Source organism: Stella humosa, assembly GCF_006738645.1.
GTDB classification, from domain to species: domain Bacteria; phylum Pseudomonadota; class Alphaproteobacteria; order ATCC43930; family Allostellaceae; genus Allostella; species Allostella humosa.
Genome location: NZ_AP019700.1, coordinates 638502 through 660659, shown reverse-complemented (window position 1 = coordinate 660659; position 22158 = coordinate 638502). Strand labels below are relative to the sequence as shown.

At 69.5% G+C, this 22158-nt stretch carries 24 protein-coding genes and 1 other annotated feature; of the genes, 11 read left to right on the top strand and 13 right to left on the bottom strand.

Annotation, left to right across the window (positions count from 1 at the left end):
* Window positions 1-93 precede the first annotated feature (93 nt).
* Window positions 94-531 (top strand): PRC-barrel domain-containing protein, encoded by a 438-nt coding sequence (locus tag STVA_RS03120; RefSeq protein ID WP_123694300.1) that lies wholly within the window; start codon window positions 94-96, stop codon window positions 529-531.
* 58 nt (window positions 532-589) lie between these two features.
* On the opposite strand, the gene STVA_RS03115 is transcribed toward STVA_RS03120, so the two are convergent.
* From STVA_RS03115 to STVA_RS03105, 3 genes are all read right to left on the bottom strand, one after another.
* Complete coding sequence (locus tag STVA_RS03115) at window positions 590-1873, bottom strand: aspartate aminotransferase type Ic (protein ID WP_123694302.1); 1284 nt, start codon at window positions 1871-1873, stop codon at window positions 590-592.
* Window positions 1874-2022: 149 nt separating this feature from the next.
* Window positions 2023-2637, bottom strand: a complete 615-nt coding sequence (locus tag STVA_RS03110; protein ID WP_170221590.1) for a sigma-70 family RNA polymerase sigma factor — start codon at window positions 2635-2637, stop codon at window positions 2023-2025.
* The gene (locus tag STVA_RS03105; protein WP_142235627.1) at window positions 2612-3049 is read right to left on the bottom strand and encodes a hypothetical protein; all 438 of its coding nucleotides are present in this window, start codon (window positions 3047-3049) and stop codon (window positions 2612-2614) included. The genes STVA_RS03110 and STVA_RS03105 overlap by 26 nt, the downstream gene beginning before the upstream one ends.
* Before the next feature lie 191 nt (window positions 3050-3240).
* Between STVA_RS03105 and STVA_RS03100 the strand changes: the two genes are divergently transcribed.
* Window positions 3241-3696: a tellurite resistance TerB family protein gene (locus STVA_RS03100; protein WP_245978520.1), complete on the top strand. Its 456-nt coding sequence runs from the start codon at window positions 3241-3243 to the stop codon at window positions 3694-3696.
* A gap of 36 nt (window positions 3697-3732) precedes the next feature.
* Here the strand turns inward: STVA_RS03100 and STVA_RS03095 are convergent, their stop codons facing one another.
* Together STVA_RS03095 and STVA_RS03090 are read right to left on the bottom strand one after the other, a co-directional pair.
* A complete protein-coding gene (locus STVA_RS03095) occupies window positions 3733-3969 on the bottom strand; it encodes a hypothetical protein (protein ID WP_123694307.1) in 237 nt (78 codons plus the stop codon).
* Between the two features lie 69 nt (window positions 3970-4038).
* Window positions 4039-4887, bottom strand: a complete 849-nt coding sequence (locus STVA_RS03090) for a VOC family protein (RefSeq protein WP_142235626.1) — start codon at window positions 4885-4887, stop codon at window positions 4039-4041.
* Between the two features lie 191 nt (window positions 4888-5078).
* Here STVA_RS03090 and STVA_RS03085 point away from each other — a divergent pair, with 191 nt between their 5' ends.
* The 4 genes from STVA_RS03085 (at window position 5079) to STVA_RS03070 (ending at window position 8649) form a co-directional block, all read left to right on the top strand.
* On the top strand, window positions 5079-5408 hold the full coding sequence (locus STVA_RS03085; RefSeq protein WP_123694311.1) for a hypothetical protein: 330 nt from the start codon (window positions 5079-5081) through the stop codon (window positions 5406-5408).
* A 45-nt stretch (window positions 5409-5453) separates the two neighbouring features.
* The gene (locus STVA_RS03080; protein ID WP_123694313.1) at window positions 5454-6194 is read left to right on the top strand and encodes a TerC family protein; all 741 of its coding nucleotides are present in this window, start codon (window positions 5454-5456) and stop codon (window positions 6192-6194) included.
* A 183-nt stretch (window positions 6195-6377) separates the two neighbouring features.
* Window positions 6378-7925: an acetolactate synthase large subunit gene (locus tag STVA_RS03075; RefSeq protein WP_123694315.1), complete on the top strand. Its 1548-nt coding sequence runs from the start codon at window positions 6378-6380 to the stop codon at window positions 7923-7925.
* A 4-nt stretch (window positions 7926-7929) separates the two neighbouring features.
* Window positions 7930-8649, top strand: coding sequence for an MOSC domain-containing protein (locus STVA_RS03070; RefSeq protein WP_123694317.1), 720 nt, complete (start codon window positions 7930-7932; stop codon window positions 8647-8649).
* A gap of 1 nt (window position 8650) precedes the next feature.
* Here the strand turns inward: STVA_RS03070 and STVA_RS03065 are convergent, their stop codons facing one another.
* Complete coding sequence (locus STVA_RS03065) at window positions 8651-9889, bottom strand: MFS transporter (RefSeq protein ID WP_123694319.1); 1239 nt, start codon at window positions 9887-9889, stop codon at window positions 8651-8653.
* 287 nt (window positions 9890-10176) lie between these two features.
* On the opposite strand from STVA_RS03065, the gene STVA_RS03060 reads away from it, so the two are divergent.
* Together STVA_RS03060 and STVA_RS03055 are read left to right on the top strand one after the other, a co-directional pair.
* Window positions 10177-11277, top strand: a complete 1101-nt coding sequence (locus tag STVA_RS03060; RefSeq protein WP_245978522.1) for a TRAP transporter substrate-binding protein — start codon at window positions 10177-10179, stop codon at window positions 11275-11277.
* 66 nt (window positions 11278-11343) lie between these two features.
* The gene (locus STVA_RS03055) at window positions 11344-11886 is read left to right on the top strand and encodes an MOSC domain-containing protein (protein WP_123694321.1); all 543 of its coding nucleotides are present in this window, start codon (window positions 11344-11346) and stop codon (window positions 11884-11886) included.
* 35 nt (window positions 11887-11921) lie between these two features.
* Here the strand turns inward: STVA_RS03055 and STVA_RS03050 are convergent, their stop codons facing one another.
* The 7 genes from STVA_RS03050 to STVA_RS03020 form a co-directional block, all read right to left on the bottom strand.
* Entirely contained in the window at window positions 11922-12119 is a 198-nt protein-coding gene (locus STVA_RS03050; RefSeq protein ID WP_123694323.1) for a hypothetical protein, read from the bottom strand.
* Complete coding sequence (locus tag STVA_RS03045; RefSeq protein ID WP_123694325.1) at window positions 12116-13657, bottom strand: TRAP transporter large permease; 1542 nt, start codon at window positions 13655-13657, stop codon at window positions 12116-12118. Before STVA_RS03045 ends, STVA_RS03050 begins: the two co-directional genes overlap by 4 nt.
* Before the next feature lie 13 nt (window positions 13658-13670).
* Window positions 13671-14216: a TRAP transporter small permease subunit gene (locus STVA_RS03040; protein ID WP_245978524.1), complete on the bottom strand. Its 546-nt coding sequence runs from the start codon at window positions 14214-14216 to the stop codon at window positions 13671-13673.
* A gap of 149 nt (window positions 14217-14365) precedes the next feature.
* Window positions 14366-14716, bottom strand: a complete 351-nt coding sequence (locus STVA_RS03035; protein ID WP_245978549.1) for an HNH endonuclease family protein — start codon at window positions 14714-14716, stop codon at window positions 14366-14368.
* Between the two features lie 5 nt (window positions 14717-14721).
* A complete protein-coding gene (msrB, locus tag STVA_RS03030) occupies window positions 14722-15186 on the bottom strand; it encodes a peptide-methionine (R)-S-oxide reductase MsrB (RefSeq protein ID WP_123694327.1) in 465 nt (154 codons plus the stop codon).
* 122 nt (window positions 15187-15308) lie between these two features.
* Entirely contained in the window at window positions 15309-16790 is a 1482-nt protein-coding gene (locus tag STVA_RS03025) for a SulP family inorganic anion transporter (protein ID WP_123694329.1), read from the bottom strand.
* A 30-nt stretch (window positions 16791-16820) separates the two neighbouring features.
* Window positions 16821-16873, bottom strand: a sequence feature (sul1 is cis-regulatory element that is thought to sense ions involved in sulfur or methionine metabolism; They are found in Alphaproteobacteria).
* 286 nt (window positions 16874-17159) lie between these two features.
* A complete protein-coding gene (locus STVA_RS03020) occupies window positions 17160-17885 on the bottom strand; it encodes an arylesterase (RefSeq protein ID WP_420822809.1) in 726 nt (241 codons plus the stop codon).
* Between STVA_RS03020 and STVA_RS03015 the strand changes: the two genes are divergently transcribed.
* The 3 genes from STVA_RS03015 to STVA_RS03005 all read left to right on the top strand — a co-directional run bounded on the left by STVA_RS03015 (window position 17884) and on the right by STVA_RS03005 (window position 21959).
* Window positions 17884-18594, top strand: coding sequence for an ABC transporter ATP-binding protein (locus STVA_RS03015; RefSeq protein ID WP_123694331.1), 711 nt, complete (start codon window positions 17884-17886; stop codon window positions 18592-18594). The two genes, STVA_RS03020 and STVA_RS03015, sit on opposite strands and share 2 nt — an antisense overlap.
* An 11-nt stretch (window positions 18595-18605) precedes the next feature.
* On the top strand, window positions 18606-21110 hold the full coding sequence (locus tag STVA_RS03010) for an ABC transporter permease (protein WP_123694333.1): 2505 nt from the start codon (window positions 18606-18608) through the stop codon (window positions 21108-21110).
* Window positions 21111-21269: 159 nt separating this feature from the next.
* Entirely contained in the window at window positions 21270-21959 is a 690-nt protein-coding gene (locus STVA_RS03005; protein WP_245978526.1) for a Bax inhibitor-1/YccA family protein, read from the top strand.
* The last annotated feature ends 199 nt before the right edge of the window (window positions 21960-22158 follow it).

Sequence of the window (22158 nt, the reverse complement as noted above, 5' to 3'; positions counted from 1 at the left end):
AGAGGGGTAGGGACGGTCGGATGAGGCCGCGCGCTCCACAGCGCAGCAGGGCTTGCCCACCGGCTGGAACCCACGACCAAACAGGAGGACATCATGCGTAGTTCGATGATTGCCATTCTCGCCACCATCGGCGCCATTGCCGCCGCCCCGACGATCGCCCAGACGACGATGCCGGCCCCGACGACCGACCGTCCGGCGGTCGTGACCCCCGCCCCGATGGTGGCTCCGGCTGACCGTGCGCCGGTCGCCCGCAAGGACGACGGCAACCCGGTCACGGGCATGCGCGTGTCCAAGATCATCGGCACCAAGGTGAAGAACAGCGCCGGCGAGAATGTCGGCTCGATCGAGGATCTCGTGGTGCGCGAGAAGGATCAGGTCGTGATGGCCGTCCTCTCGGTCGGCGGCTTCCTCGGCATCGGCGATCGCAAGGTGGCCGTGCCGTGGAACGAACTCAGCTTCGGCGCCGACCGCACGGTCACCTACAACGTGACCAAGGAGCAGCTTCAGAGCCAGCCCGAATACCAGGGCTGAACTTCAGGAGCCTAGGCAGAGGGGCGCCGGCGGCAACGCCGGCGCCCTTTTCGTCGTCTCAGCCGATCTCGGCCCGCCGCTTCTCCAGGCCCGCCAGCAGGATGCAGAGCGCGATACCCTCCGACGCCGTCTTCACTTCGTCGAGCGAGGGAAAGGTCGGCGCCAAGCGCAGGGTGCGGTCGTGCGGGTCCTGTCCGTGGGGCGATGTGGCGCCGGCCGGCGTCAGGGCCATGCCGGCCGCCTTGGCCAGTTCGACGACGCGCCGGGCGGTCCCGTCCATGCCGTCGACCGTGATGAAATAGCCGCCCTCGGGCTTGGTCCAGCGCGCCGCACCCGTGCCGCCAAGGCGGGCCTCCAGCGCGTCGGCGACGGCGTCGAACTTGGGCACCAGGAGCCGGCGATGCCCGTCCATGTGCCGCTGCAATCCGGCGTCGTCGCGCAGGAAGCGGACATGGCGGATCTGGCTCAGCTTGTCCGGCCCGATCGTGCGCTTGCCGGCGCGCGCCAGATACCAGCGGACGTTGGCGTCGGAGCCCGCGAACAGCGCCAGGCCCGCCCCGGCCAAGGTGATCTTCGAGGTCGAGGCGAAGACGAAGGCGCGATCGGGATGGCCGGCCGCCGCACACAGATCGAGGATGTTGGGGATCGCCCGCCGCTCCTCGGTCAGGTGGTGGACGGCATAGGCATTGTCCCAGAACAGGCGGAAGTCGGGGGCGGCCGTCTGCATCCGCGCCAGCCGCTCGACCGTGGCGTCGGAATAGACCTCGCCGCTGGGGTTGGAGTATTTCGGCACGCACCACATGCCCTTGACCGCGGGGTCGCGCGCCAGCGCCTCGACCTGGTCCATGTCGGGCCCTTCGCCCGTCAGCGGCACCGGCAGCATGCGGATGCCGAATTCCTCGCAGATCGCGAAATGCCGGTCATAGCCCGGCACCGGGCATATGAAGGCCGGCGAAGCCTCGCGCGACCACGGCCGCACGGAGCCCGGCACGCCCTTCAGCAACGCCCAGACCAGCGTGTCGTGCATCAGCGCCAGGCTGGAATTGTCGCCGATGACGATGCGATCGGCCGGTGCCCCCATCAGCGTCTGGAACAGGGCGCGGGCCTCGGGCAGGCCCTGGAGGCCGCCATAGTTACGCGCGTCCTCGCCGGCCTCAGTGAAATGGTCGCGGTTGCCGGGCAACGCCAGCATGCCGGCGGCCAGGTCGAGCTGGTCGGCGGCAGGCTTGCCGCGGGTCATGTCGAGCTTCAGCCCGCGGGCGCGGAATGCCTCGTACTCCTGGCGGATGCTCTCTAGCTGCTGGTCCAGTTCCTCGACCGACAGGTCGGCGATGGCAGGCATGATGGTCCTCGGTTACCGGAAAAGGCGCGAGCCCGCGTCCATACGACCGCAGCCGGCGGGAGACAAGAACGGAAAAGGGGCGCCGGCGGATCGCCGGCGCCCCTTTCACGGGCCGCTTGTCGGTGCGGGCAGCTCAGTACGGGCAGCCGTCAGCCGGCGTGCAGCTCCACCTCGGCCACGGCGGCCGGACGGCGGGTGCGGACCGGCGTCTCGCCGTCGTCCGCCCGGGCCTCGGCCGGGCCTTCCAGCAGCTCGTGCAGATGGTTGCGGGCGCGATTGAGGCGGCTCTTGATCGTGCCGACCGCACAGCCGCAGATCTGCGCCGCTTCCTCATGGTCGAGGCCGGAGGCGGCGACCAGCATCAGCACCTCGCGGTGGGACGCCGACAGCTTCTCCATGGCGCGCCCCAGCTCGGCCAGGGCCACGGTCGGCAACTGGGCCGCCGGCAGGGTGGCGAGATCGGGGGTCAGTTCCTCGCTGCGGTGGCGGCGCGCCGAGCGCAGGTCGCTGATCCACTGGTTGCGCAGGATGGTCATCAGCCAGGCACGGATGTTGGTGCCCTGCTCGAAACGGTGCTCGGCCGCCAGCGCGCGCGTCAGCGCATCCTGGACCAGGTCGTCGGCGCGGTCGCGCGCCCCGGTCAGCACGCGGGCGAAGGCACGGAGCTGGGGCAGGCAAAGCAGCAGCCCCTTGCGGAAATCGCCGCGGAAGGCGGTGACGGAAGGGCCCTGGGTGCCGTCAGTGGCGGCGGTCGCGACCCGCACGGGGGTCTGCGTCGGGGTTGCCGTCTGGCTGGGGTCGGTTCGCATCATCGCTCGTCCCTCGCTCTTGAATGATCTGTTCGCCCGATACGTCCCCGAGAAGCATCCGCAGCATGTCGTCCGGAATCTTCTCGTCTAGTACCGCGTCGTGCATCGTCTTCAGCCGGCGGTCGACCCACTGGTCGAAGAAGTTACGCTCCGGGGCGGCCTTTGGATCAGCGCCCTGACGGCTGGTCCCTGGCCCCTCTTCCGCGCGCATCCGCTCCGTCTTCTTCTCGTCGGCCACCGGCGGCTCCCGTCTGGGGTCGATCACGTACTGCCCCGGTATGCCGGGAGGGGTCGGATGCTTCCACGCATTCTCTGCCGAGAGGTTCAACGCAGCAGAAGCGATTCCGATCCACGCGTAATCGTCCAAACGGAAATTCTTTTTATCAACTCCTTCTTGCCCGGGCGGCGATGGCCGCCACCGCTCTTGAGCCATCCCATTTCAGGGGTGGAATCCGATGGAAAGCGGACGACAAAAAGGCATTCTTGTGGCCGATGCTTCCTGGAAGGGCCGAAGGCCCATCTGTTCGCCACCAGGACGCAACCGAGGGCGCTTCTTCCATGTTCGACCGACTGCTTGAGATGTTCACCGGCCCAGCGCCGCGGCTGCGGGGCAGCCGGGTGGATGAATTGCAGCTAGCGGTGGCCGCCCTGCTGATCGAGGCGGCACGCATGGATGACGGCTTCGATGCCGCCGAACAGCAGGCGATCCGCGACGTGCTGGCCCGGCGCTTCGGCCTGGCGCCGACAGAGACCGACCGGTTGCTGACCGCGGCCGAGGAAGCGCAGGACCGCTCGGTCGGGATGTATCGCCATATCCGCCGCGTCACGGACGACTACGACGCCGACCAGCGCATCGAACTGATCGAGATGCTGTGGGAGGTGGCCTATGCCGACGGCCGGCTCGATCCGCAGGAGGACGCGCTGGTTCGGCGGATCGCCGGCCTCGTCCACGTCTCGGACCAGGATCGCGGCGCCGCCCGCAAGCGCGTGCTGGCGCGTCGCGCCACCGCCTGACCCCAGCCCACGGCCGGCCAGCCTAGACCGGCCAGCCTAGAAAGGCTGGCAGACGAACTTCAGGCGGTCGGCGCTGACGCCGATGATGCTGGCGTTCTTGCGATCCAGCGCGCAGGCATCGCGCGCTGCGCGATGGGCCGCGCCGGGGTTGCCTTCGGGAATGCGCACCGTCAGTTCGTTGCCCTTGCGCTCCAGGATGAGGTCGGAATCTCCGGCACATCCCGCAAGGCCCAGCCCGACCGCCAGTCCCAGAACGATCCAACGCGTCCGCATTCCTGGCCCCTTTCCTGCCGCCTCAATCACGATCAACCCAATACTAGCCGCGATCGACGGCACCTGTCCCTAGTCCGGTCGGAACTCGATCAGGGCGCCGCGCGCGGCCGCCGGCCCGACCACCAGCGAGCGCCCTTCCTCGACGAAGGCGACGCCGCCGGCCAGCAGGGCCGCACGTGCATCCTCGCGCCGGCGGACGCGGACGACGAAACCCGCCAGCCCGCGGGCCGGCAGCGCCGCCAGGTCGACGGCCGGGTAGCGCGCCGCCAACGCGCCCGGGCCCAGCAGGACCAGCGGGGTGTTGCCGGTGGCGACCGCGACACCACCCGGCACCGGGGCCGTGTCGCGATCGAAGATGCGGGCATAGGCGGCACCGGCCTCCGCCGGGTCATCGGTCGCCAGCAACACCTCGGCCAAGCCATGGGCGCTGTTGGCGTGGCGCTGGAGTGCGGCGATCCACACGGTGTGCGGCGTCAGGTGCTGGCAGCAGAACATGCGCGCGTCCGGCGTCGCCTCGGGCGGGAACTGGGTGGTGTCGAAGGCGGCCTCGCCCTTGCCGCCGCCGGGCAGGTCGACGGGGCGGGCGAAATGCACTGGATCGGCCGCGGCAATGCCGGCCGCCCGCATCTCGGCCGCGGCACCCGATGCCTTGTCGGTCTTGAGCGCGACGCCGCTCATCCCCTCGCGCCGCGCCAGCAGTTCGCGCCAGCGGGCATTGGCGTCGGTCGGCGCCAGCACGCCCATCAGCTCGAAGTAATCGCGCTCGAACATGATGGTATGGTTGCCGGTGCCCATGTGGGCGCTGTGGGTGCCGCGCGGCGATATCGTGAAGCCGAGCCGGCCATAGTCGGCCGCGGCCGCCTCCAACTCGCGGACCAGGACGATGACATGATCGATGCCGAGGACATGGGCGCGCATCTGGACGACCTCCGAACAGGGGGCGCGGCGGCGGCCGCGGCCGAGCCCGTCATAATACGCGCGCACCCCGGACGGAAACCCGCCGTTGCGGCCAATCCTGGCAAATCGTCTGGCGCGCGGCGAAATCTAACCTATATCTGTGCCCGTCCGATGCGAATGCCCATCCCCGCCCGTGCCCGGCCCTGTCGCCGATGAGCAGCTTCGACGATCCGGTCGCGCTGCTGGTGCCCCTGCTCGGCACCATCATGCATCCCGTCATCGCCACCACCGCGATCCTGCTGTCGTTCCTGGCGCACAGCCGCTGGACCGTGCGCGGCGGAACCGCGGCCGCGGGCGGGCTGATCGGGCTGATCGACGCGCTGGATGCGCCGGGGATCCTCGTCGGCCTCTTCGTCGTTGGCAGCAGCGCCCTGGGCGGGCTGCTGGTGGCGGAGGCGGTGCTGGTGATCCTGGCACCGATCCTGGCCCTGCTGTTCGGCCTGGCGGCGGTGATCCTGGCGCGGCTGCGGGCGCTGCGCTGAGGCGGTCGGTCGATACAATCAACGCGAGAATCAGGGGGCTGAACAATGGAGTGGCTGAGCGACCCGCATGTGTGGGCCAGTCTGGCGACCTTGACGGTGCTGGAGATCGTGCTGGGCATCGACAATCTCGTCTTCATCGCGATCCTGGCCAACAAGCTGCCGGAGGCGCAGCGCGACCGCGCGCGCAAGATCGGGCTGGCCCTGGCCCTTATCATGCGGCTGGCGCTGCTGGCATCGATCGCGTGGATCGCCGGCCTGACCGCCGTCGTCTTCGAGGTGGCCGGCCATCCCTTCTCGTGGCGCGACATCATCCTGATCGCGGGCGGCCTGTTCCTTGTCTACAAGGGCACGCGCGAGATCCATGAACGCGTGGAAGGCCACGACGAGGCGGTCGGCGCCACCCTGGCCCGGGTCACCTTCCAGGGCGTGATCATGCAGATCATCGTGCTGGACGCGGTCTTCTCGCTCGACAGCGTCATCACCGCAGTCGGGATGGCCGAGGAACTGTGGATCATGGTGACCGCCGTCATCATCGCGGTCGCCATGATGCTGGTGGCGTCCGGCCCGCTCAGCGCCTTCGTCTCGGCCCATCCGACGGTGAAGATGCTGGCGCTCAGCTTCCTGCTGCTGATCGGCATGGTGCTGGTGGCCGACGGCTTCGGCTTCCACATCCCCAAGGGCTACGTCTACGTCGCCATGGGCTTCTCGGTCGGGGTCGAGACCCTGAACCTGATGGCCGCCGGGCGGCGGCGGCGCAAGGAAGCCGCGGGCGGCGGCGGGCACTAGGAACCGGAACGGGTACTAGCGCGGGAACTGCGCCGCCGATACATTCGGCGGCGCAGTTCCCGGCGGGCCAGACGCCCGCGCCATCCGGTCGACGACAGCGCACCTGGAACCTGGACCATCGGCGGCAGCACCGTCGGCGGTCCCGGGCCGAAGGCGATCGGCGCCCTTACGGAGAGTCTTATAATGAACGGTGCGGAAAGCCTGGTACGGACCCTGGTGGGCGGCGGCGTCGACGTCTGCTTCACCAATCCCGGCACCTCGGAGATGCATTTCGTGGCCGCCCTCGACCGCGTCGAGGGCATGCGCTGCGTGCTGGGCCTGTTCGAGGGCGTGGTGACCGGGGCGGCCGACGGCTATGCCCGCATGGCCGACAAGCCGGCCGCCACCCTGCTGCACCTGGGCCCGGGCCTGGCCAATGGCGGCGCCAACCTGCACAACGCCCGGCGCGCCTTCACGCCGATGGTGAACATCGTCGGCGACCATGCGGTCTATCACCACCAGTACGACGCGCCCCTGACCTCGGACATCGAGGGCATCGCGCGGCCGTTCTCGGCCTGGGTGAAGACCTCGCCGACCGCCGAGACGATCGCCGCCGACGGCGCCGAGGCGATCCGCGTCGCCCGCACCGCGCCCGGCCAGATCGCCACCCTGATCCTGCCGGCCGACACGGCCTGGAACGAGGGCACCGGCCCGGCCAAGGTCGACGAGCCGCCGCCGCGCGAGCAGGTGACCCGGGAAGCCATCCGCGAAGCGGCCGAGATGCTGCGGAAGGACCCCAAGGGCACCCTGATCCTGATCACCGGGCAGGCGCTCCGCGTCGCCGGGACCAATGCCGCCGGAGCCATCGCCGCCAAGACCGGCTGCCAGGTGCTGGCCCAGACCTCCAACGGCCGCACCGAGCGCGGCGCCGGCCGCTTCTCGGTCGACCGCGTGCCCTACCCGGTCGACCAGGCGATCGCCCGCCTGAAGGATTTCCGCCAGGTGATCCTGGTCGGCGCCAAGGGGCCGGTCGGCTTCTTCGCCTATCCCGGCAAGCCCAGCGTGATGACGGCGCCGGGCGCCAACATCTTCCGCCTGGCGACGATCGACCAGGACCTGATCCACACGCTGGAATGGCTGGCCGACGAAGTGGGCGCCAAGGGCGCGGCCGTGCCGTTCGAGCCCGCCGTCCGTCCCGGCCTGTCGAAGGGCGCGCTCACGGTCGATGCCTGCGCCAACGCCATCGGCGCCTTGATGCCCGAGAACTGCATCGTCGCCGACGAGGCCGTCACCTCGGGCCGCGGCCTCTTCCCCTTCACCAAGGGCGCGCCGCCGCATGACTGGCTGCAGATCACGGGTGGGGCCATCGGCCTCGGCCTGCCGCTGGCGCTGGGGGCGGCGGTTGCCTGCCCCGACCGCAAGGTGCTGTGCCTGGAAGGCGACGGCAGCGGCATGTACACGGTGCAGGCCCTGTGGACGATGGCGCGGGAAGGGCTGAACGTCGTCAACGTCATCTTCTCCAACCGCTCCTACGCCATCCTGCGCGGCGAGCTGCACAATGTCGGCGCGCACAACCCGGGACGGAAGGCGATCGACATGCTGAGCCTCGACCGGCCCGACCTGAACTGGGTCGACATGGCCCGCGGCATGGGCGTTGCCGGCAGCCGGGCGACCACGGCCGAGGAGTTCAACGAGCAACTGGCCCGCGCCATCGCCACGCCCGGCCCCTACCTGATCGAAGCCGTCATCTGAACCGATGACCGAAGCTCCCCGCATCCGGTCGATCTGGCGGTATCCCGTCAGCTCGATGGGCGGGGAGCGGCTGGAGCGGGCCGAAGCCGGCCCAGGCGGCCTCCAGGGCGACCGGCTGTGGGGCGTCGTTGCCGAGGACGGCGAGATCGCCTCGCCCAAGCAGCGGCGCTGGCGGGCGACCCCGCTGGCGCTGGCCCGCCTGGGCGACGAGGACAGGCTGGAACTGCGGCTGCCGAGCCAGGGCTGGCAGCCGGCCGACCAGGCGGAACTGGCCGCCCATTTCGGCTTCCCCGTGCGGCTGGTGCGCCACCCCGCCCCCGGCCTGGCGCCCGACATCCCGACCGTGGCACCGCGCTACGATGTCCGTGCGCTCCACCTCGTCACCACCGCATCCCTGGCGACGCTGGCCGAAAGGCTGCCCGGCAGCGCCGTCGACCTGCGCCGATTCCGCCCCAACCTGGTCGTCGACTGGCCCGATCGCACCCTGCCCTTTCCGGAATCGGAGTGGCCGGCGGGGATGGAGCTGATGATCGGCGGCACCCGCCTGCGCGTGCTGGAACCTTGCCGGCGCTGCGCCTTCGTCACCATCCCGCAGCCGGACCTCGACCTCGACCCGGCCATCCTGGACCAGATCACCCGCACCAACCGCGCCGATTTCGGCGCGCTGCTGGCGGTAGCCGAACCCGGCCCGATCGCGGTCGGGGACCGGGCGACGCTGGCCTAGACTAGCCGGCCTGCGCCGCGGCCGGCCGGGTCGCGATGCGGGACCGGCTGAGGGCGGTCAGGGTGCCGACCAGCATGAAGCCGGCAGCGAAGACGAAGATCCAGAAGGGCTGGCCGCGGTCCATGATGTAGCCGTAGAGTGGCGGCGCGATCATGCCGCCGACGCTGAAGCCGGTCGACACGAAGCCGAAGACCTTGCCGAACGAGCCGGCCGGGGTCGCTGCCCGCACCATCATGTCGCGCGACGGCATGATGATGCCGTAGGCCAGCCCCGACAGCGTCATCACCGCCACCAGCAACGTCGATCCGAGATCGACCGAGCCCAGCAGCAGGACCACGGCCGAGGTGCTGGCGAAGCAGGCGGCCGCCACCACGGCGTGGTGGCGGGTGCGGTCGGCGATCCAGCCGCCGACCAGGACGCCGATGGCGCCGCTGATCAGATAGCCCGTCAGCGCCGTGTTTCCCACCGCCAGCGGCGTGCCGTAGAGGCTGTTCAGCGCCACCACGGCGAAGGACGTGATCCCCGACGCCGACATGGTGATCAGCATGAAGAAGAACATCAGCCCGAGGATCGTCGGCTGGAACAGCAGCTTGACGCCGGACGGGCCGCCCGCGTCGCCCTTGCCGCCCTTGCGCCGCGGCTGGGCGTGGGCCAGGTCGGCCGAGCGCACCAGCAGCAGGATGGCGACCGCGAAGCCGATGGCGCCCGCGACGACCAGCGCCGCCCGCCAACCGATGGTAAGCGCCAGCCCCAGCATCAGGGCCGGCGACACCGCGGTGCCGAGATAGCCCGAGAAGGTGTGGAAGGAGAAGGCGCGGCCGATGCGGCTGTCCTGCACCGTCGACGACAGGATGGAATAGTCGGCCGGGTGATAGACGGAGTTGGCCAGCCCCGCGAAGAGGAAGGCGACCAGCAGCGCGGCATAGGACCCGGCGATGCCGGCCGCCGCCAGCGACAGGCTGCCCAGCACCAGCCCGCCCACCAGCAGGCGGAACGGGCCGATGCGGTCGACCAGGAACCCGGCCGGCGTCTGCGTCACCGCGGTCGCCACGTTGAAGACGGTCAGGATCAGCCCGAGTTCGACATAGCTGACGCCCAGCGCATCCTTCAGGAACGGGAACAGCGGCGGCAGGATGAAGATATGGACATGGCTGACGAAATGGGCGGCGCAGATCAGGCCGATGACCGACAGGTCGCGGCGCGCTGCCGGCGGCGGCGCGAGGGTGCTGCTCGCATCCATGGAAACGGGTCCTGCTTGGGGCTCTGGGATCGGGCGGCCAGGGCCGCCCTGTTGCGAGCGAATCTAATCCTCCCACCGCCGGCTGGCCAGACCTGCCAGAAAATTGGGCGTGTTTGCCTGCCGAACTGCTGCCTGAAAAGCACAACCGCCGACCGTGCGGTCAAGCCCCCGGAATCTCATTTTAGGACTGGGGAGCAGCATTGCATGTGCCGCAAACGCTATCGCATGATGACAGACAGCATGACCACCAATGGTCGCGCGGCGAAGATATTCAGGGAGAGTGATTCATGTCGATGAAACGCCGATCACTGATCAAGGGCGCTGCCGCAGGCGCTGCCGCGGGTGCTGCGGCGCTGGCCCGCCCGGCGCTCGCCCAAGGCCGGATCGAGTGGCGCATGGTTACGACCTGGCCGAAGAACTTCCCGGGCCAGGGAACCGGCGCCGAACGCTTTGCCAAGTCCGTGGGCGAGGCCACCGATGGGCGGCTTACCATCAAGGTATTCGGCGCGGGCGAGCTGGTGCCGGCGTTCGAGAGCTTCGACGCGGTCACCCGCGGCGCGGCGGACCTGTTCCACGGCACGCCCTATTACTGGATCAACAAGTCCAAGGCGGTGAACTTCTTCTCCACCGTGCCGTTCGGCCTGGTCACCGGCGAACTGGCGGCGTGGATGAATTTCGGCGGCGGCCAGGAATTGTGGGACGAGCTCTATGACCAGTTCGGCCTGAAGGGCGTCCATGGCGGCTCGACCGGCGTGCAGATGGGCGGCTGGTTCAACAAGGAGGTCCGCACCGTCGACGACGTGAAGGGGATGAAGATGCGCATCCCCGGCATCGGCGGCGAGGCCCTGCGCAAGATGGGCATGACGACCATCAACCTGCCCGCGGGCGAGATCTTTGCCGCCCTCCAGTCCGGCGCGATCGACGCGACCGAGTGGGTCGGCCCGTGGAACGACCTGTCGCTCGGCTTCTACAAGGTTGCCAAATACTATTATTGGCCCGGCATGCACGAGCCCGGCACGCAGATCGAGATCACCTTCGACAAGAAGAAGCTGCTGGCCCTGCCCAAGGACTTGCAGGCCATCGTCTTCGCCTGCTGCCGGGCCGAGAACGAAATGCTGACGTCGGAGTTCAACGCCCGGAACGGCCAGGCGCTGGAAACCCTCATCCGCCAACATCAGGTCCAGCTTCGCCGCTTCCCCAACGAGTTCCTGCGGGCCTATGGCGAGGCCTGCGGCCAGGTCATCGCCGAGATGCGCGACACCGGCGATGCCATCACGAAGAAGGTGGTGCAATCCTTCCTCAAGAGCCGGAGCGAACTGATGGCCTGGAACCGGATCGCCGAGCAGGGCTTCATGAATGCCCGCCAGCTCGAGTACAAGTTCGGCTGATCACGACCGACTGAGGCCGCCCGCGGCATTGCCGCGGGCGGTATCCAGCCGAGGACCGGGAGAACGATGAGCGGCATTGTCGTCGCGGTGAGCAGCGGCCCCGACCACAGCATGAGCAAGCCCAACCAGCCGGTCATCCACCTGCTGGCCGGGCTGGGCGTGGAGGGCGACGCCCATCTGGGCCGGACCGTGCAGCACCGATCGCGCGTGGCCCGCGACCCGACGCAGCCCAATCTTCGCCAGGTACACCTTATCCACGGCGAGTTGCTGGACGAATTGATGGCCGCCGGCTTCGCGATGACGCCGGGCCGGATGGGCGAGAACGTGACCTCGCGCGGCGTGGACCTGCTGGGGCTGGCGAGCGGGACCAGGCTTCGGCTCGGCGCGCGGGCCGTGGTCGAGGTGACGGGGCTGCGCAACCCTTGCCACCAGTTGAACCGCCTGCAGCCCGGTCTCATGGCTGCCACCCTCGACCGCGACGCCGCCGGCGAACTTGTCCGCAAGGCCGGCGTGATGGCAATCGTGCTGGCGGGGGGCGACGTCCGCCCGCAGGACCGGATCCTGGTGGAGCCGCCACCCCTGCCCCACCGGCCGCTGGCGCCGGTCTGACGGCATCGTCCGCTGCCGCCCGCGCAGCCGTGCCTTCAGAATTCGCCGGTCAGGCCGCCCAGGACCAGGACACCGCCGGCCAGCAGCATCGCGATGTGGATCAGCATCGCCGCCTCGATATGGCCCGAACGCCGCAGCAGGCCCGGCCGCCCATTGCGCGCGACCAGCTTCAGCAGCAGGGGTATGGCCAGAAGATAGGCCACCAGGACAGCCACCCCCAGGGTCGTGGTCATTGCCGTGGCCCCTCCTTGGCGGGATCGGGCGTTCGATACTCCTCCGGTGTCTCCTCGTCCTGGTCGCCTTCCTCCATCGAGCTGTCGATCATGCTGTTGATGCCGCCCGGGCCGAGCCGCGTGCCCGGGGACGTCTGCTCGGCCTGGCGGAACACCTCCCCCGGCAGCCAGGTCGCCAGTGGCGGGAAGGCCCAGAGGATGGACAGCGTGAAGAGCTGAAGGAAGACGAACGGGATGGCACCCATCCATATCTGGCCGGTGGTGACCGACGGCGGGGCGATGCCGCGCATATAGAAGAGCGTGAAGCCGAAGGGCGGGGTCAGGAAGCTGGTCTGGAGATTGACCCCGATCATCACGCCGATCCACAGCGGGTCCAGCCCCAGCATGATCAGGGCCGGTCCGCAGATCGGCAGGACGATGAGGATGATCTCGAACGTATCGAGGAAGAACCCCAGCACGAACATGATCAGCATGACCGCCAGCATGGCGCCGAAGGCGCCGCCGGGAATGCTGCTCAGCGCCTGCTCGACCAGATGCTCGCCCCCCAGCCCGCGGAAGACGAGCGAGAAGAGCGAGGCCGCCAGCACGATCACGAAGATGATCGAGGTGGTGACCATGGTGCTGCGCGCGGCATAGGTCAGCGTGTCGAGGCTGAGCCGGCGGTTCATGGCGGCCAGCAACAAGGCGCCGATGGCGCCGATGGACGCGGATTCGGTCGGCGTGGCGACGCCGGCCAGGATGCTGCCCAGCACCGCCACGATCAGGGCCAGCGGTGGGATCAGCGCCAGCAGCACCCGTCGCGGCAGGCCGCGCCGCTCCGCCTCCGTCATCTTCAGGGCCGGTACCGTCTCCGGCTGGAAGATCGCCTTGTAGACGATCCACAGCATGTACAACCCGCAGAGCAGGATCCCCGGCAGCAGGGCGCCCGCGAACAGGTCGCCGACCGAGATCGGATCGGGCGAGAAGTTGCCCATGCGGAGCTGCGCCGCCTGGTTGACCCCGGCCAGCAGGTCGCCCACGAAGATCAGCACCGTGGACGGCGGAATGATCTGCGCCAGCGTGGCGGACGCGCAGATGGTGCCGGTCGCCACCTTGGGATCGTAGCCGGCACGCAGCATGGCTGGCAGGCTGATGAGGCCCATGGTGACGACCGTGGCGCCGACGACGCCCGTCGATGCCGCCAGCAGCGCGCCGACCAGCACCACCGAATAGGCCAGCCCGCCGCGCAGCTTGCCGAAGAGCTGCCCCATCGTCGTCAGCAGCATCTCGGCGATGCCCGACCGCTCGAGCACCAGCCCCATGAAGATGAACAGCGGCACCGCCACCAGAACCTCGTTGATCATCGAGCCGAGGTAGCGCGACGGCAGGCCGCCCAGAATCTGGTAGTCGAAGACGCCGAAGGCGTGGCCGATCCAGGCGAAGATCAGCGAGGTGCCGGCCAGCGTGATGGCGATGGGATAGCCGATCATCAGCGTGCCGATGACCGAGGCGAACAGCAGGATGCTGAGCCAGTCGCCGAGGTTGAGGCCGTCGGTCATGCGGGCCGTCCCCTCATCGATCCGGTGCCGCGGGCGCCGGCGGCACCAGTTCGCTACGGCCGGCGATGGTGAGAATGCTGCGGGCGACGACCACCAGCCCTTGCAGCCCCATCAAGGCGCAAAACACGAGAATGGTGCCCTTTAGCACATAGAGGCCGGGCATGCCGCCGACCTGGGAGGAAGGTTCCAGCAGCGCGAACGAGGCGTGGACATAGGGCCAAGCGTACCAGCCGAGCACCAGAATCCAGGGGAACAGGAAGATCATCGTGGAGACGAGGTCGAACCAGGCCTGCGTCCGCGGCCGCAGCCGCGCGTAATAGATGTCCACCCGGACATGCTTGTTGGCCATGAAGGTATAGCCGGCGCCCAGCATGAATACGGCGCCATGGATCCAGACATAGAGATCCTGGAGCCAGATCAGGCCGGCATGGAGCGCATAGCGAATGAACACGACGGTGGCGCAGATGAGGACCGTGGCCAAGGTCAGCCACTTCACCCACTCCCCCACCCGATAGTTCACCGCCTCGGCCCACCGGATGAAGGCAGCGAGCGCGGACATCCCCTCTCCCAGACTTCAGGCTCAGCCGACCGTCCCCGGTCCAGCGTGCCCGATCATCGTTTCCCGACGCATTCTGGACGCAAATATCCGCGCGGCGAAACAGATTAATTCGGAGGGGGTGAGTGGCGCCGCCCGCGGGCGGCGTGCGCTCAGCGGCGGCGCTCGGGGGTGTGGTGCCCGTCGACGAAGGTGGGCGGCTTGCGGGCAACCCATTGACGAAACGCCGCGATCTCGGGCTGCTCGCGCAGCCGCTCGATCAGGTGATACTGGTCGCGCAACTCGCGCTCCGACAGCACGGCGTGGATCTTGTCGTGGCAGACGCGGTGCACGGTGATCGTCTCGCGCCCCTTGAACCGCTTGGGCACGAGATGATGCAGGTTGACGCTCGGCCCCTGCACCATCGGCCGGTCGCACAGCGGGCAGGGGCCGATGTCGGCCCCGTCCTCAGGCTCCTGGCTTGCCGCCTCGACCCGGTCGGGCTGGCGGCCGCTCTTGCGCATGCCGCTCACGACGCCTCGCCAGCCGTTTGCGCGGATGCTGGCTCGAACTCCATCGCTGCCCCGTTCATGCAATAGCGCAGCCCGGTGGGTGGCGGCCCGTCGTCGAAGACATGGCCCAGATGCCCGCCGCAATTGGCGCAATGCACCTCTGTCCGCGTCATGAAGAAGGACCGGTCGACCGTGCTGCCGACGGCGCCCTCGATCGGCTGCCAGAAGCTGGGCCAGCCGGTGCCGCTCTCGAACTTGGTACCCGCCTCGAACAGAGGCTGGCCGCAGCCGGCGCAGACGAACCGGCCCGCCCGCTTCTCCTGGTTCAGCGGGCTGGTGAAGGCGTGCTCGGTGCCATGCTCGCGCAGGACGTTGAAGGCGGCGGGCGGCAGGCTGCGGCGCCACTCCTCCTCGGTCTTGGCGACGGGAAACGCGCTCGGCGGCGCCCCGTGGGATCGGCCGAACAGTTTGCCCAGGCTCATCTCGGAACCTCCCGATTTCTCTCTGGACTGCAATGTAGGCCGGGTCGGCTGCCGCGCACAGAAGCAGTCACCGCCTCGTCATCGGGTGTGATCCAGCCGTTGCAAGGGTGTCACGGCGTCGGTCAATGGCCGGCAGTTCCCGCGGCGGCCGGCTTGTCGTGCACGCCGAAGCGATCGACCAGGGTGGCGCTGGCGGCATTCAGGCCGATCACCTCCACCGCGACGCCCTGGCGACGCAGGCGGAGCACCGCCCGGTCCAGCGCGCCCACGGCCGAGATGTCCCAGAAATGCGCATGCTCCACGTCGATGACGACGCGCTCGATCGGCTCCTGGAAGTCGAAGGCTTCGGCGAAGCGGTCGGTGGAGGCGAAGAACAATTGGCCCGCCATGCGGTAGGTGCGGGTGCGGCCGTCAGCCGACAGTTCGGACTCCACCCTCAGCAGACGCCGCACCTTGCCGGCGAAGAACAGGCCGCTCAGCAGCACGCCGGCCCCCACGCCCTGGGCCAAGTCATGGGTCCACACGACGACCACGACCGTCACCAGCATCACGACCGAGGACTGCCAGGGGTGGCTGCCCAGGTTGCGGATCGAACGCCAGCTGAAGGTACCGATCGACACCATGATCATCACCGCCACCAGGGACGGCATCGGGATCTGGCTGACCAGCGGCCCCAGCGCGACGATGAGGAACAGCAGCAGGGCGCCGGCGACGAAGGTCGACAGGCGCGTGCGCCCGCCCGATTTCACATTGATCACCGACTGGCCGATCATGGCGCAGCCGCCCATGCCGCCGAGGAAGCCGGTCGCGAAGTTGGCGATGCCCTGGCCCTTGCACTCCCGCCGCTTGTCGCTCGACGTGTCGGTCATCTCGTCGACGATCTGGGCCGTCAGCATCGATTCCAGCAGCCCCACCGCCGCCATCGCCGCCGAATAGGGCAGGATGATGCGCAGCGTGTCCCAGGTGAAGGGCACGTCGGGCACCAGCAGGAACGGCACGGTATCCGGTAGCTGGCCCATGTCGCCCACGGTGTTGACGCCGAGGCCGAAATGGATCGAGACCGCCGTCAACACGACGATCGCGACCAGGGGCGAAGGCACCGCCCGCGTCAGGCGCGGGAAGAGATAGATGATCGCCAGGCCGGCCGCGACCATGGCGTAGGTCACCCAGGTGACGCCGATCAACTGCGGTAGCTGGGCCATGAAGATAAGGATCGCCAGCGCATTGACGAAGCCGGTGATGACCGAGCGCGAGACGTACTGCATCAGGAGATCAAGGCGCAGGAACCCGGCCAGCACCTGCAGCACCCCCATCAGGATGGTCGCGGCGAAGAGGTACTGGACGCCGTGGTCGCGGACCAGGGGCACGACCAGGACGGCAACGGCCGCGGTCGCGGCCGAGATCATGCCGGGCCGGCCGCCGACGAAGGCGATGATGACCGCGATCGAGAAGGACGCGTAGAGGCCGAGCTTGGGATCGACGCCCGCGATGATCGAGAAGCCGATCGCCTCGGGAATCAGCGCCAGCGCCACGACGGTGCCGGCGAGGATGTCGGCCCGCAAGTTGGAGAGCCATTCGCGGCGAAGCGTGGCGAGCATGCGCATGTCAGGACAGTCCGGAGCCGGGGCGGTGCCCATTGTCCGGGGGATAGGCGCCCGGCGGAGCCACCCGGCAGGCCGGGTCCGATGAAGCATCGGAGTTAACCGAGGCCGTCGCCTACCGCAAGTGCGAAGACAGCCCGGCATCGGGAGCAGTGCCGCGAAAATGCCTCAAGTCGTTAGACATGAAGGCAAAGTCGCGGCACCGAGGCATTTTCGAGGCGCGGGAACCAGCGTGCGATGCAGCGTGTTCACCGGGCATACATCCTTTCGGAGCCCGGACATGGAGTTCCTTTTCATCGTCGCCGCCAATGCCGCTGTCATGGCCATTACCGCCACGGTGATCTCCATGACGAACTGAGACCCGGGTCGCGACTACTTGCCATCCAGCAGCCGTTCGACTGCCGGCCGGATACGCTCCACCATGATGGCGACCCCCTTGGCGTTGGGGTGGATGCCATCCCCCTGGTTGAGGCCGGGGTCGGCGGCGACGCCGTCGAGGAAGAAGGGATAGAGCGCCACGCCGTGGCGGTCGGCCAGCCGCCGGTAGATACCGTCGAACGCCACGCCATAGTCGCGGCCGAGATTGGGCGGCGCCATCATCCCGACCAGCAGCGTCGGCACCCCCGCCGCCTTCAGCTTGGCCAGGATGGCGTCGAGATTGCGTTCCGCGTCGGCGGGGCTGAGGCCGCGCAGGGCGTCGTTGGCGCCGAGCGCCACCAAGGCCGCATCGGGCTTGTCCGCCAGCGCCCAGTCGACCCGCGCCAGGCCACCCGCCGTGGTATCGCCCGAAACCCCCGCATTCATCACAGAGACGTCGCGCCCGGCTGCCCGCAATGCTGCCTCCAGCCGCGCGGTGAAGCCGTCCGGCGCCGGCAGGCCGTAGCCCGCCGTCAGGCTGTCGCCAAGCGCCAGCAGCTTGCGCGGTGCCGCCATGGCCGGCCAGGTCGTGGCGACCACCACCAGCAACGCCAGCAGGCCAGCGTTGAAGCGGCGACGGATTGCGCCATATGAGCGGGACGGAAACCGGTCGGCGCCGGACGCATCGCTGCCGCCCCGCCATCCGCCGCCCGTCCCGCTCACCGTTTCCGGCTGGTCCATGTCTTCCCCTTCACCGCTGGTGTCCCTGTCTTCCGTCGAAGTGAAGCTGGCGAGCGCCGGCGGCATCGTCAACATCCTGCGCGGCATCGACCTTGCCGTCGCCGAGGGCGAGACCGTTGGCATCATCGGCCCGTCCGGGTCCGGCAAGTCGACCCTGCTGATGGTGACGGCGGGGCTGGAACGGCCGACCGCCGGTCGCATCGTGGTCGCGGGCGTCGAGTTGGGCGGTCTCGACGAGGACGGGCTGGCGCGCTTCCGGCGCGACCATGTCGGCATCGTCTTCCAGTCCTTCCACCTGATCCAGACCATGTCCGCGCTGGAGAACGTCGCCATCCCGCTGGAGCTGGCCGGGCGCGCGGATGCCTTCGACCGCGCCCGCGCAGCGCTGGACGCAGTGGGGCTGGCCCGGCGGACCGACCACTATCCGGGGCAGTTGTCGGGCGGCGAGCAGCAGCGCGTCGCCCTGGCCCGCGCCTTCGTCACCGGCCCGCGCCTGCTGCTGGCGGACGAGCCCACCGGCAATCTCGACGGCGCCACCGGCGAGCAGGTGATCGAACTGATGTTCGACCTGCGCCGGCAATACGGCACGACCCTGGTCCTGATCACCCATGACCCGGCCCTGGCCGCCCGCACCGACCGCGTCATCCGCCTGGCCGACGGCCGGATCGTGGCCGACGAACGCCGGCCGGCACTCCGCGCGGCCGGCTGAGCGCCGAGCCAATGTCTTTCGCCCTGACCATCGCCCGGCGCGAGTTGCGCACCGGGATCGCCGGCTTCCGCCTGTTCGTCGCCTGCCTGGCGCTGGGCGTGGCGGCGATTGCCGCTGTCGGCTCGTTCGCGGCCGCGGTCGTGGCCGGGCTGGACGCCGATGCCCGCCGCCTGCTGGGCGGCGATGTCGAGATCCGCCTGATCCATCGCCCGATGGAGCCCGCGATCCGCGCCGAGCTGGAGGCGTTGGGCCAAGTGTCCGAGGTCGCCGAACTGCGGGCGATGGCACGCGCCGGCGAATACCGCACGCTGGTCGAGCTGAAGGCGGTCGACGAGGCCCACCCCCTGGTCGGCGCGGTCGAGACCGAGCCCGAGGGCGGCATGGCCGCGCTGCGCGACGCCGGGCCGGGTCGTGGCGTCCTCCTCGATTCCAGCCTGCTGGCCCGGCTGCGCCTGGCGGTCGGCGACCGCGTGCGCATCGGCGAGGCCGACTTCACCGTGCGCGGCGCCATCGCGCGCGAGCCCGACCGCGGCACCAGCGCCATCACGCTCGGACCGCCGGCGCTGGTGCGCATGGCCGACCTGGCCGCCACCGGCCTGATCCAGCCGGGCAGCCTCGTCGCCTGGCGCTATCGCTTGGCACTGCCCGACAGCGTGCGGGCCAAGGCGGTGGCCGCCCAGTTGGAGGCGGCCCACCCCGACGCCGGCTGGCGCATCCGCACCGTCGACAATGCCGCGCCCGGGCTCGTCTCCTTCATCGAGCGGCTGCGGCTCTATCTGACGCTGGTGGGGCTGACCGCCCTGCTGGTCGGCGGCGTCGGCATCGCCAACGCGGTCGAGGCGTTCCTGGAGCGCAAGCAGACGACCATTGCCATCCTGAAATGCCTGGGCGCGCCGGGCGGCACGGTGCTGGCCGCCTATTTCCTGCAGGTGGCGGCGATGGCAGCCATCGGCATCGCCGCCGGGCTGGTGGCGGGGGCGGGCCTGCCCTGGCTGCTGGCGGCCGCCGTCGGCGACCAGCTTCCGGTCGAGGCGCGGATCGGCATCTACCCCGCCCCCCTGGCATCGGCCGCCGCCTTCGGCCTCTTGACGACGCTGGCCTTCGCGCTGTGGCCGCTGGGCCGGACCCGGCTGATCCCGGCCGCCAGGCTGTTCCGCGATTCGATCCAGCCGCAGCGCGTGCGCCCCGGCCCCCTGCTGCTGGGCGGCACGGCGGCCGCCGCCATCGGGCTGGCCGTGCTGGCGGTCGCGACCGCGCCAGAGCGCCGGCTGGCGCTGTGGTACGTCGCGGGCGCGGTGGCCGCCCTGGTGATCTTTCACCTGGCGGGCTGGGCGGTGATGCGCATCGCGCGGGCCGCACCCCGCCTGCGACGGCCAGCGCTGCGGCTCGCGATCGCCAACATCCACCGGCCCGGGTCGCCGGCACCTTCGGTCGTGCTGTCGCTGGGCCTTGGCTTGACGACGCTGGTGGCCGTCGCCCTGGTGCAGGCGAACATGGATCGCCAGGTGAGCGAGGCGATGCCGGCGGCCGCCCCCACCTTCTTCTTCATCGACATCCAGGCCGACCAGGCGGCCGCCTTCGATGCCCTGGTCGATGCCCACCCCGGCGTCGAGCGGCATGCACGCGTGCCCTCGCTGCGCGGCCGCATCACCCGCATCGGCGGCGTGCCGATCGACCAGGCCAAGGTGGCGCCCGAGGCCGAATGGGCGCTGCGCAACGAGCGCGGGCTGACCTATGCCGCCCAGCCGCCGGACGGGAGCGAGATCGTCGCCGGGGAATGGTGGCCGGCCGACTATCGCGGACCGCCGCTCATCTCGTTCGATGCGGAGGTCGCCAAGGGGCTGGGGCTCGGCGTCGGCGACACCCTGACCGTCAACGTGCTGGGCCGGGAGGTGACGGCCAGGATCGCCAACCTGCGCCGCATCCGCTGGACCAGCCTCGCCATCAACTTCACCATCCTCTTCGCGCCGGGCACGCTCGAAGGCGCCCCCCAGACCCATATCGCGACCGCCCGGGTGACGCCGGAGCAGGAAACAGCCCTGCTGACCGCCGTCACCGACCGCTTCGTCAACGTCTCGGCCATCCGGGTGCGCGACGCGCTGGACGCGGTGGGCGGGGTGCTGGGCCAGATTGCCGCCGCCACGCGGGCGACCGCCGCCGTCACCCTCGCGGCCGGCCTGCTGGTTCTGGCCGGCGCCTTTGCCGCCGGGCACCAGCGGCGCGTGCGCGACGCCGTCATCCTGAAGGTGCTGGGGGCGACCCGCCACCATGTCCTGGTCGCCTATCTGGCCGAATACGGCCTGCTGGGTCTGGCGACGGCCACCATCGCGGCCGCCTTCGGCACGCTGGCGGGCTGGTTCATCCTGACCGGGGTGATGCGGGCGCCCTGGACCTTCCTGCCCTTGCCGGTGCTGGGCACGGCCGCCGTGGCGGTGCTGGTGACGCTGGCGATGGGCTTTGCCGGCACCTGGCGGGCGCTCGGCCGCAAGCCTGCGCCCATCCTCCGGAACCCGTGACGAGACGGGCCGCCGCCAAAGATAAAATCACCGTAAGGATCGCCGATCCCAGGCCACGCGCGCATTGATCGCGTAGCGGCTTTCCTTATATTGGCATGCGGGAGAGACCATCGGGGACAACGGAGGCAATCAATGGCATACGGGCAAGACAGACGCTACATGACGCGCGCCCAGGCTGAGGCAGCGCAGATTGACGTCGGCCTGCGGCAATACATGCTGCAGGTCTACAACTACATGGCGTCCGGGCTGGCCCTGACGGGTATCGTTGCCTATCTGGGCGCCAGCACGGGCTTTTACGCCTCGATCGCGCAGACGCCGCTGATCTGGGTGGTGATGCTGGCGCCGCTGGGGGCCGTGTTCTTCCTCAGCTTCCGCATCCAGCAGATGTCGTTCTTCACCGCCCAGGCGACCTTCTGGGTTTTCTCGGTGCTGATGGGCCTGTCGCTCAGCTACGTCTTCCTGCGCTATACCGGCGCCAGCGTGGCCCGCGTGTTCTTCATCACCGGCGGCACCTTCGCGGCGATGAGCCTCTACGGCTACACCACGAAGACCGACCTGTCGCGCTTCGGCTCGTTCCTGATGATGGGCCTGATCGGCATCGTGCTGGCCAGCGTCGTCAACATCTTCCTGGGCTCGACCGCGCTGCAGTTCGCGATCTCGGTGATCGGCGTGCTCGTGTTCGTCGGCCTGACGGCCTATGACACCCAGCGCATCAAGGAAGTGTACCTGGAGACCGACGACGGCGACACGATGGGCAAGAAGGCGGTGATGGGCGCGGTCACGCTCTATCTCGACTTCATCAACCTCTTCGTGCTGCTGCTGCAGCTCTTCGGCGGCCGCCGCGAGTAGCTGGCCGGCGGGCAGCCCCGCTCGCGCTTCGGAAGCCCCCGGCGCCCTGTCGCCGGGGGCTTTTCGTTTGCGAAGGCGCAGCGTGGCGACACGAGTTGGCCCTACATCCACGGCCAATATCCGTGGTATAGTGCTGCCCCGCAGAGACGCCCTTCGGGGCGTTTTGGCGTGTTGAGGGAGATGCGCGGCCCGAACCGGC

Coding starts and splice junctions, on each gene's coding strand:
- STVA_RS03120 (WP_123694300.1), top strand. CDS start 94: ATGCGTAGTTCGATGATTGCCATTCTCGCCACCATCGGCGCCATTGCC.
- STVA_RS03115 (WP_123694302.1), bottom strand. CDS start 1,873: ATGCCTGCCATCGCCGACCTGTCGGTCGAGGAACTGGACCAGCAGCTA.
- STVA_RS03100 (WP_245978520.1), top strand. CDS start 3,241: ATGTTCGACCGACTGCTTGAGATGTTCACCGGCCCAGCGCCGCGGCTG.
- STVA_RS03095 (WP_123694307.1), bottom strand. CDS start 3,969: ATGCGGACGCGTTGGATCGTTCTGGGACTGGCGGTCGGGCTGGGCCTT.
- STVA_RS03090 (WP_142235626.1), bottom strand. CDS start 4,887: ATGCGCGCCCATGTCCTCGGCATCGATCATGTCATCGTCCTGGTCCGC.
- STVA_RS03085 (WP_123694311.1), top strand. CDS start 5,079: ATGAGCAGCTTCGACGATCCGGTCGCGCTGCTGGTGCCCCTGCTCGGC.
- STVA_RS03080 (WP_123694313.1), top strand. CDS start 5,454: ATGGAGTGGCTGAGCGACCCGCATGTGTGGGCCAGTCTGGCGACCTTG.
- STVA_RS03075 (WP_123694315.1), top strand. CDS start 6,378: ATGAACGGTGCGGAAAGCCTGGTACGGACCCTGGTGGGCGGCGGCGTC.
- STVA_RS03070 (WP_123694317.1), top strand. CDS start 7,930: ATGACCGAAGCTCCCCGCATCCGGTCGATCTGGCGGTATCCCGTCAGC.
- STVA_RS03065 (WP_123694319.1), bottom strand. CDS start 9,889: ATGGATGCGAGCAGCACCCTCGCGCCGCCGCCGGCAGCGCGCCGCGAC.
- STVA_RS03060 (WP_245978522.1), top strand. CDS start 10,177: ATGTCGATGAAACGCCGATCACTGATCAAGGGCGCTGCCGCAGGCGCT.
- STVA_RS03055 (WP_123694321.1), top strand. CDS start 11,344: ATGAGCGGCATTGTCGTCGCGGTGAGCAGCGGCCCCGACCACAGCATG.
- STVA_RS03050 (WP_123694323.1), bottom strand. CDS start 12,119: ATGACCACGACCCTGGGGGTGGCTGTCCTGGTGGCCTATCTTCTGGCC.
- STVA_RS03045 (WP_123694325.1), bottom strand. CDS start 13,657: ATGACCGACGGCCTCAACCTCGGCGACTGGCTCAGCATCCTGCTGTTC.
- STVA_RS03040 (WP_245978524.1), bottom strand. CDS start 14,216: ATGTCCGCGCTCGCTGCCTTCATCCGGTGGGCCGAGGCGGTGAACTAT.
- STVA_RS03035 (WP_245978549.1), bottom strand. CDS start 14,716: ATGCGCAAGAGCGGCCGCCAGCCCGACCGGGTCGAGGCGGCAAGCCAG.
- msrB (WP_123694327.1), bottom strand. CDS start 15,186: ATGAGCCTGGGCAAACTGTTCGGCCGATCCCACGGGGCGCCGCCGAGC.
- STVA_RS03025 (WP_123694329.1), bottom strand. CDS start 16,790: ATGCGCATGCTCGCCACGCTTCGCCGCGAATGGCTCTCCAACTTGCGG.
- STVA_RS03015 (WP_123694331.1), top strand. CDS start 17,884: ATGTCTTCCCCTTCACCGCTGGTGTCCCTGTCTTCCGTCGAAGTGAAG.
- STVA_RS03020 (WP_420822809.1), bottom strand. CDS start 17,885: ATGGACCAGCCGGAAACGGTGAGCGGGACGGGCGGCGGATGGCGGGGC.
- STVA_RS03010 (WP_123694333.1), top strand. CDS start 18,606: ATGTCTTTCGCCCTGACCATCGCCCGGCGCGAGTTGCGCACCGGGATC.
- STVA_RS03005 (WP_245978526.1), top strand. CDS start 21,270: ATGACGCGCGCCCAGGCTGAGGCAGCGCAGATTGACGTCGGCCTGCGG.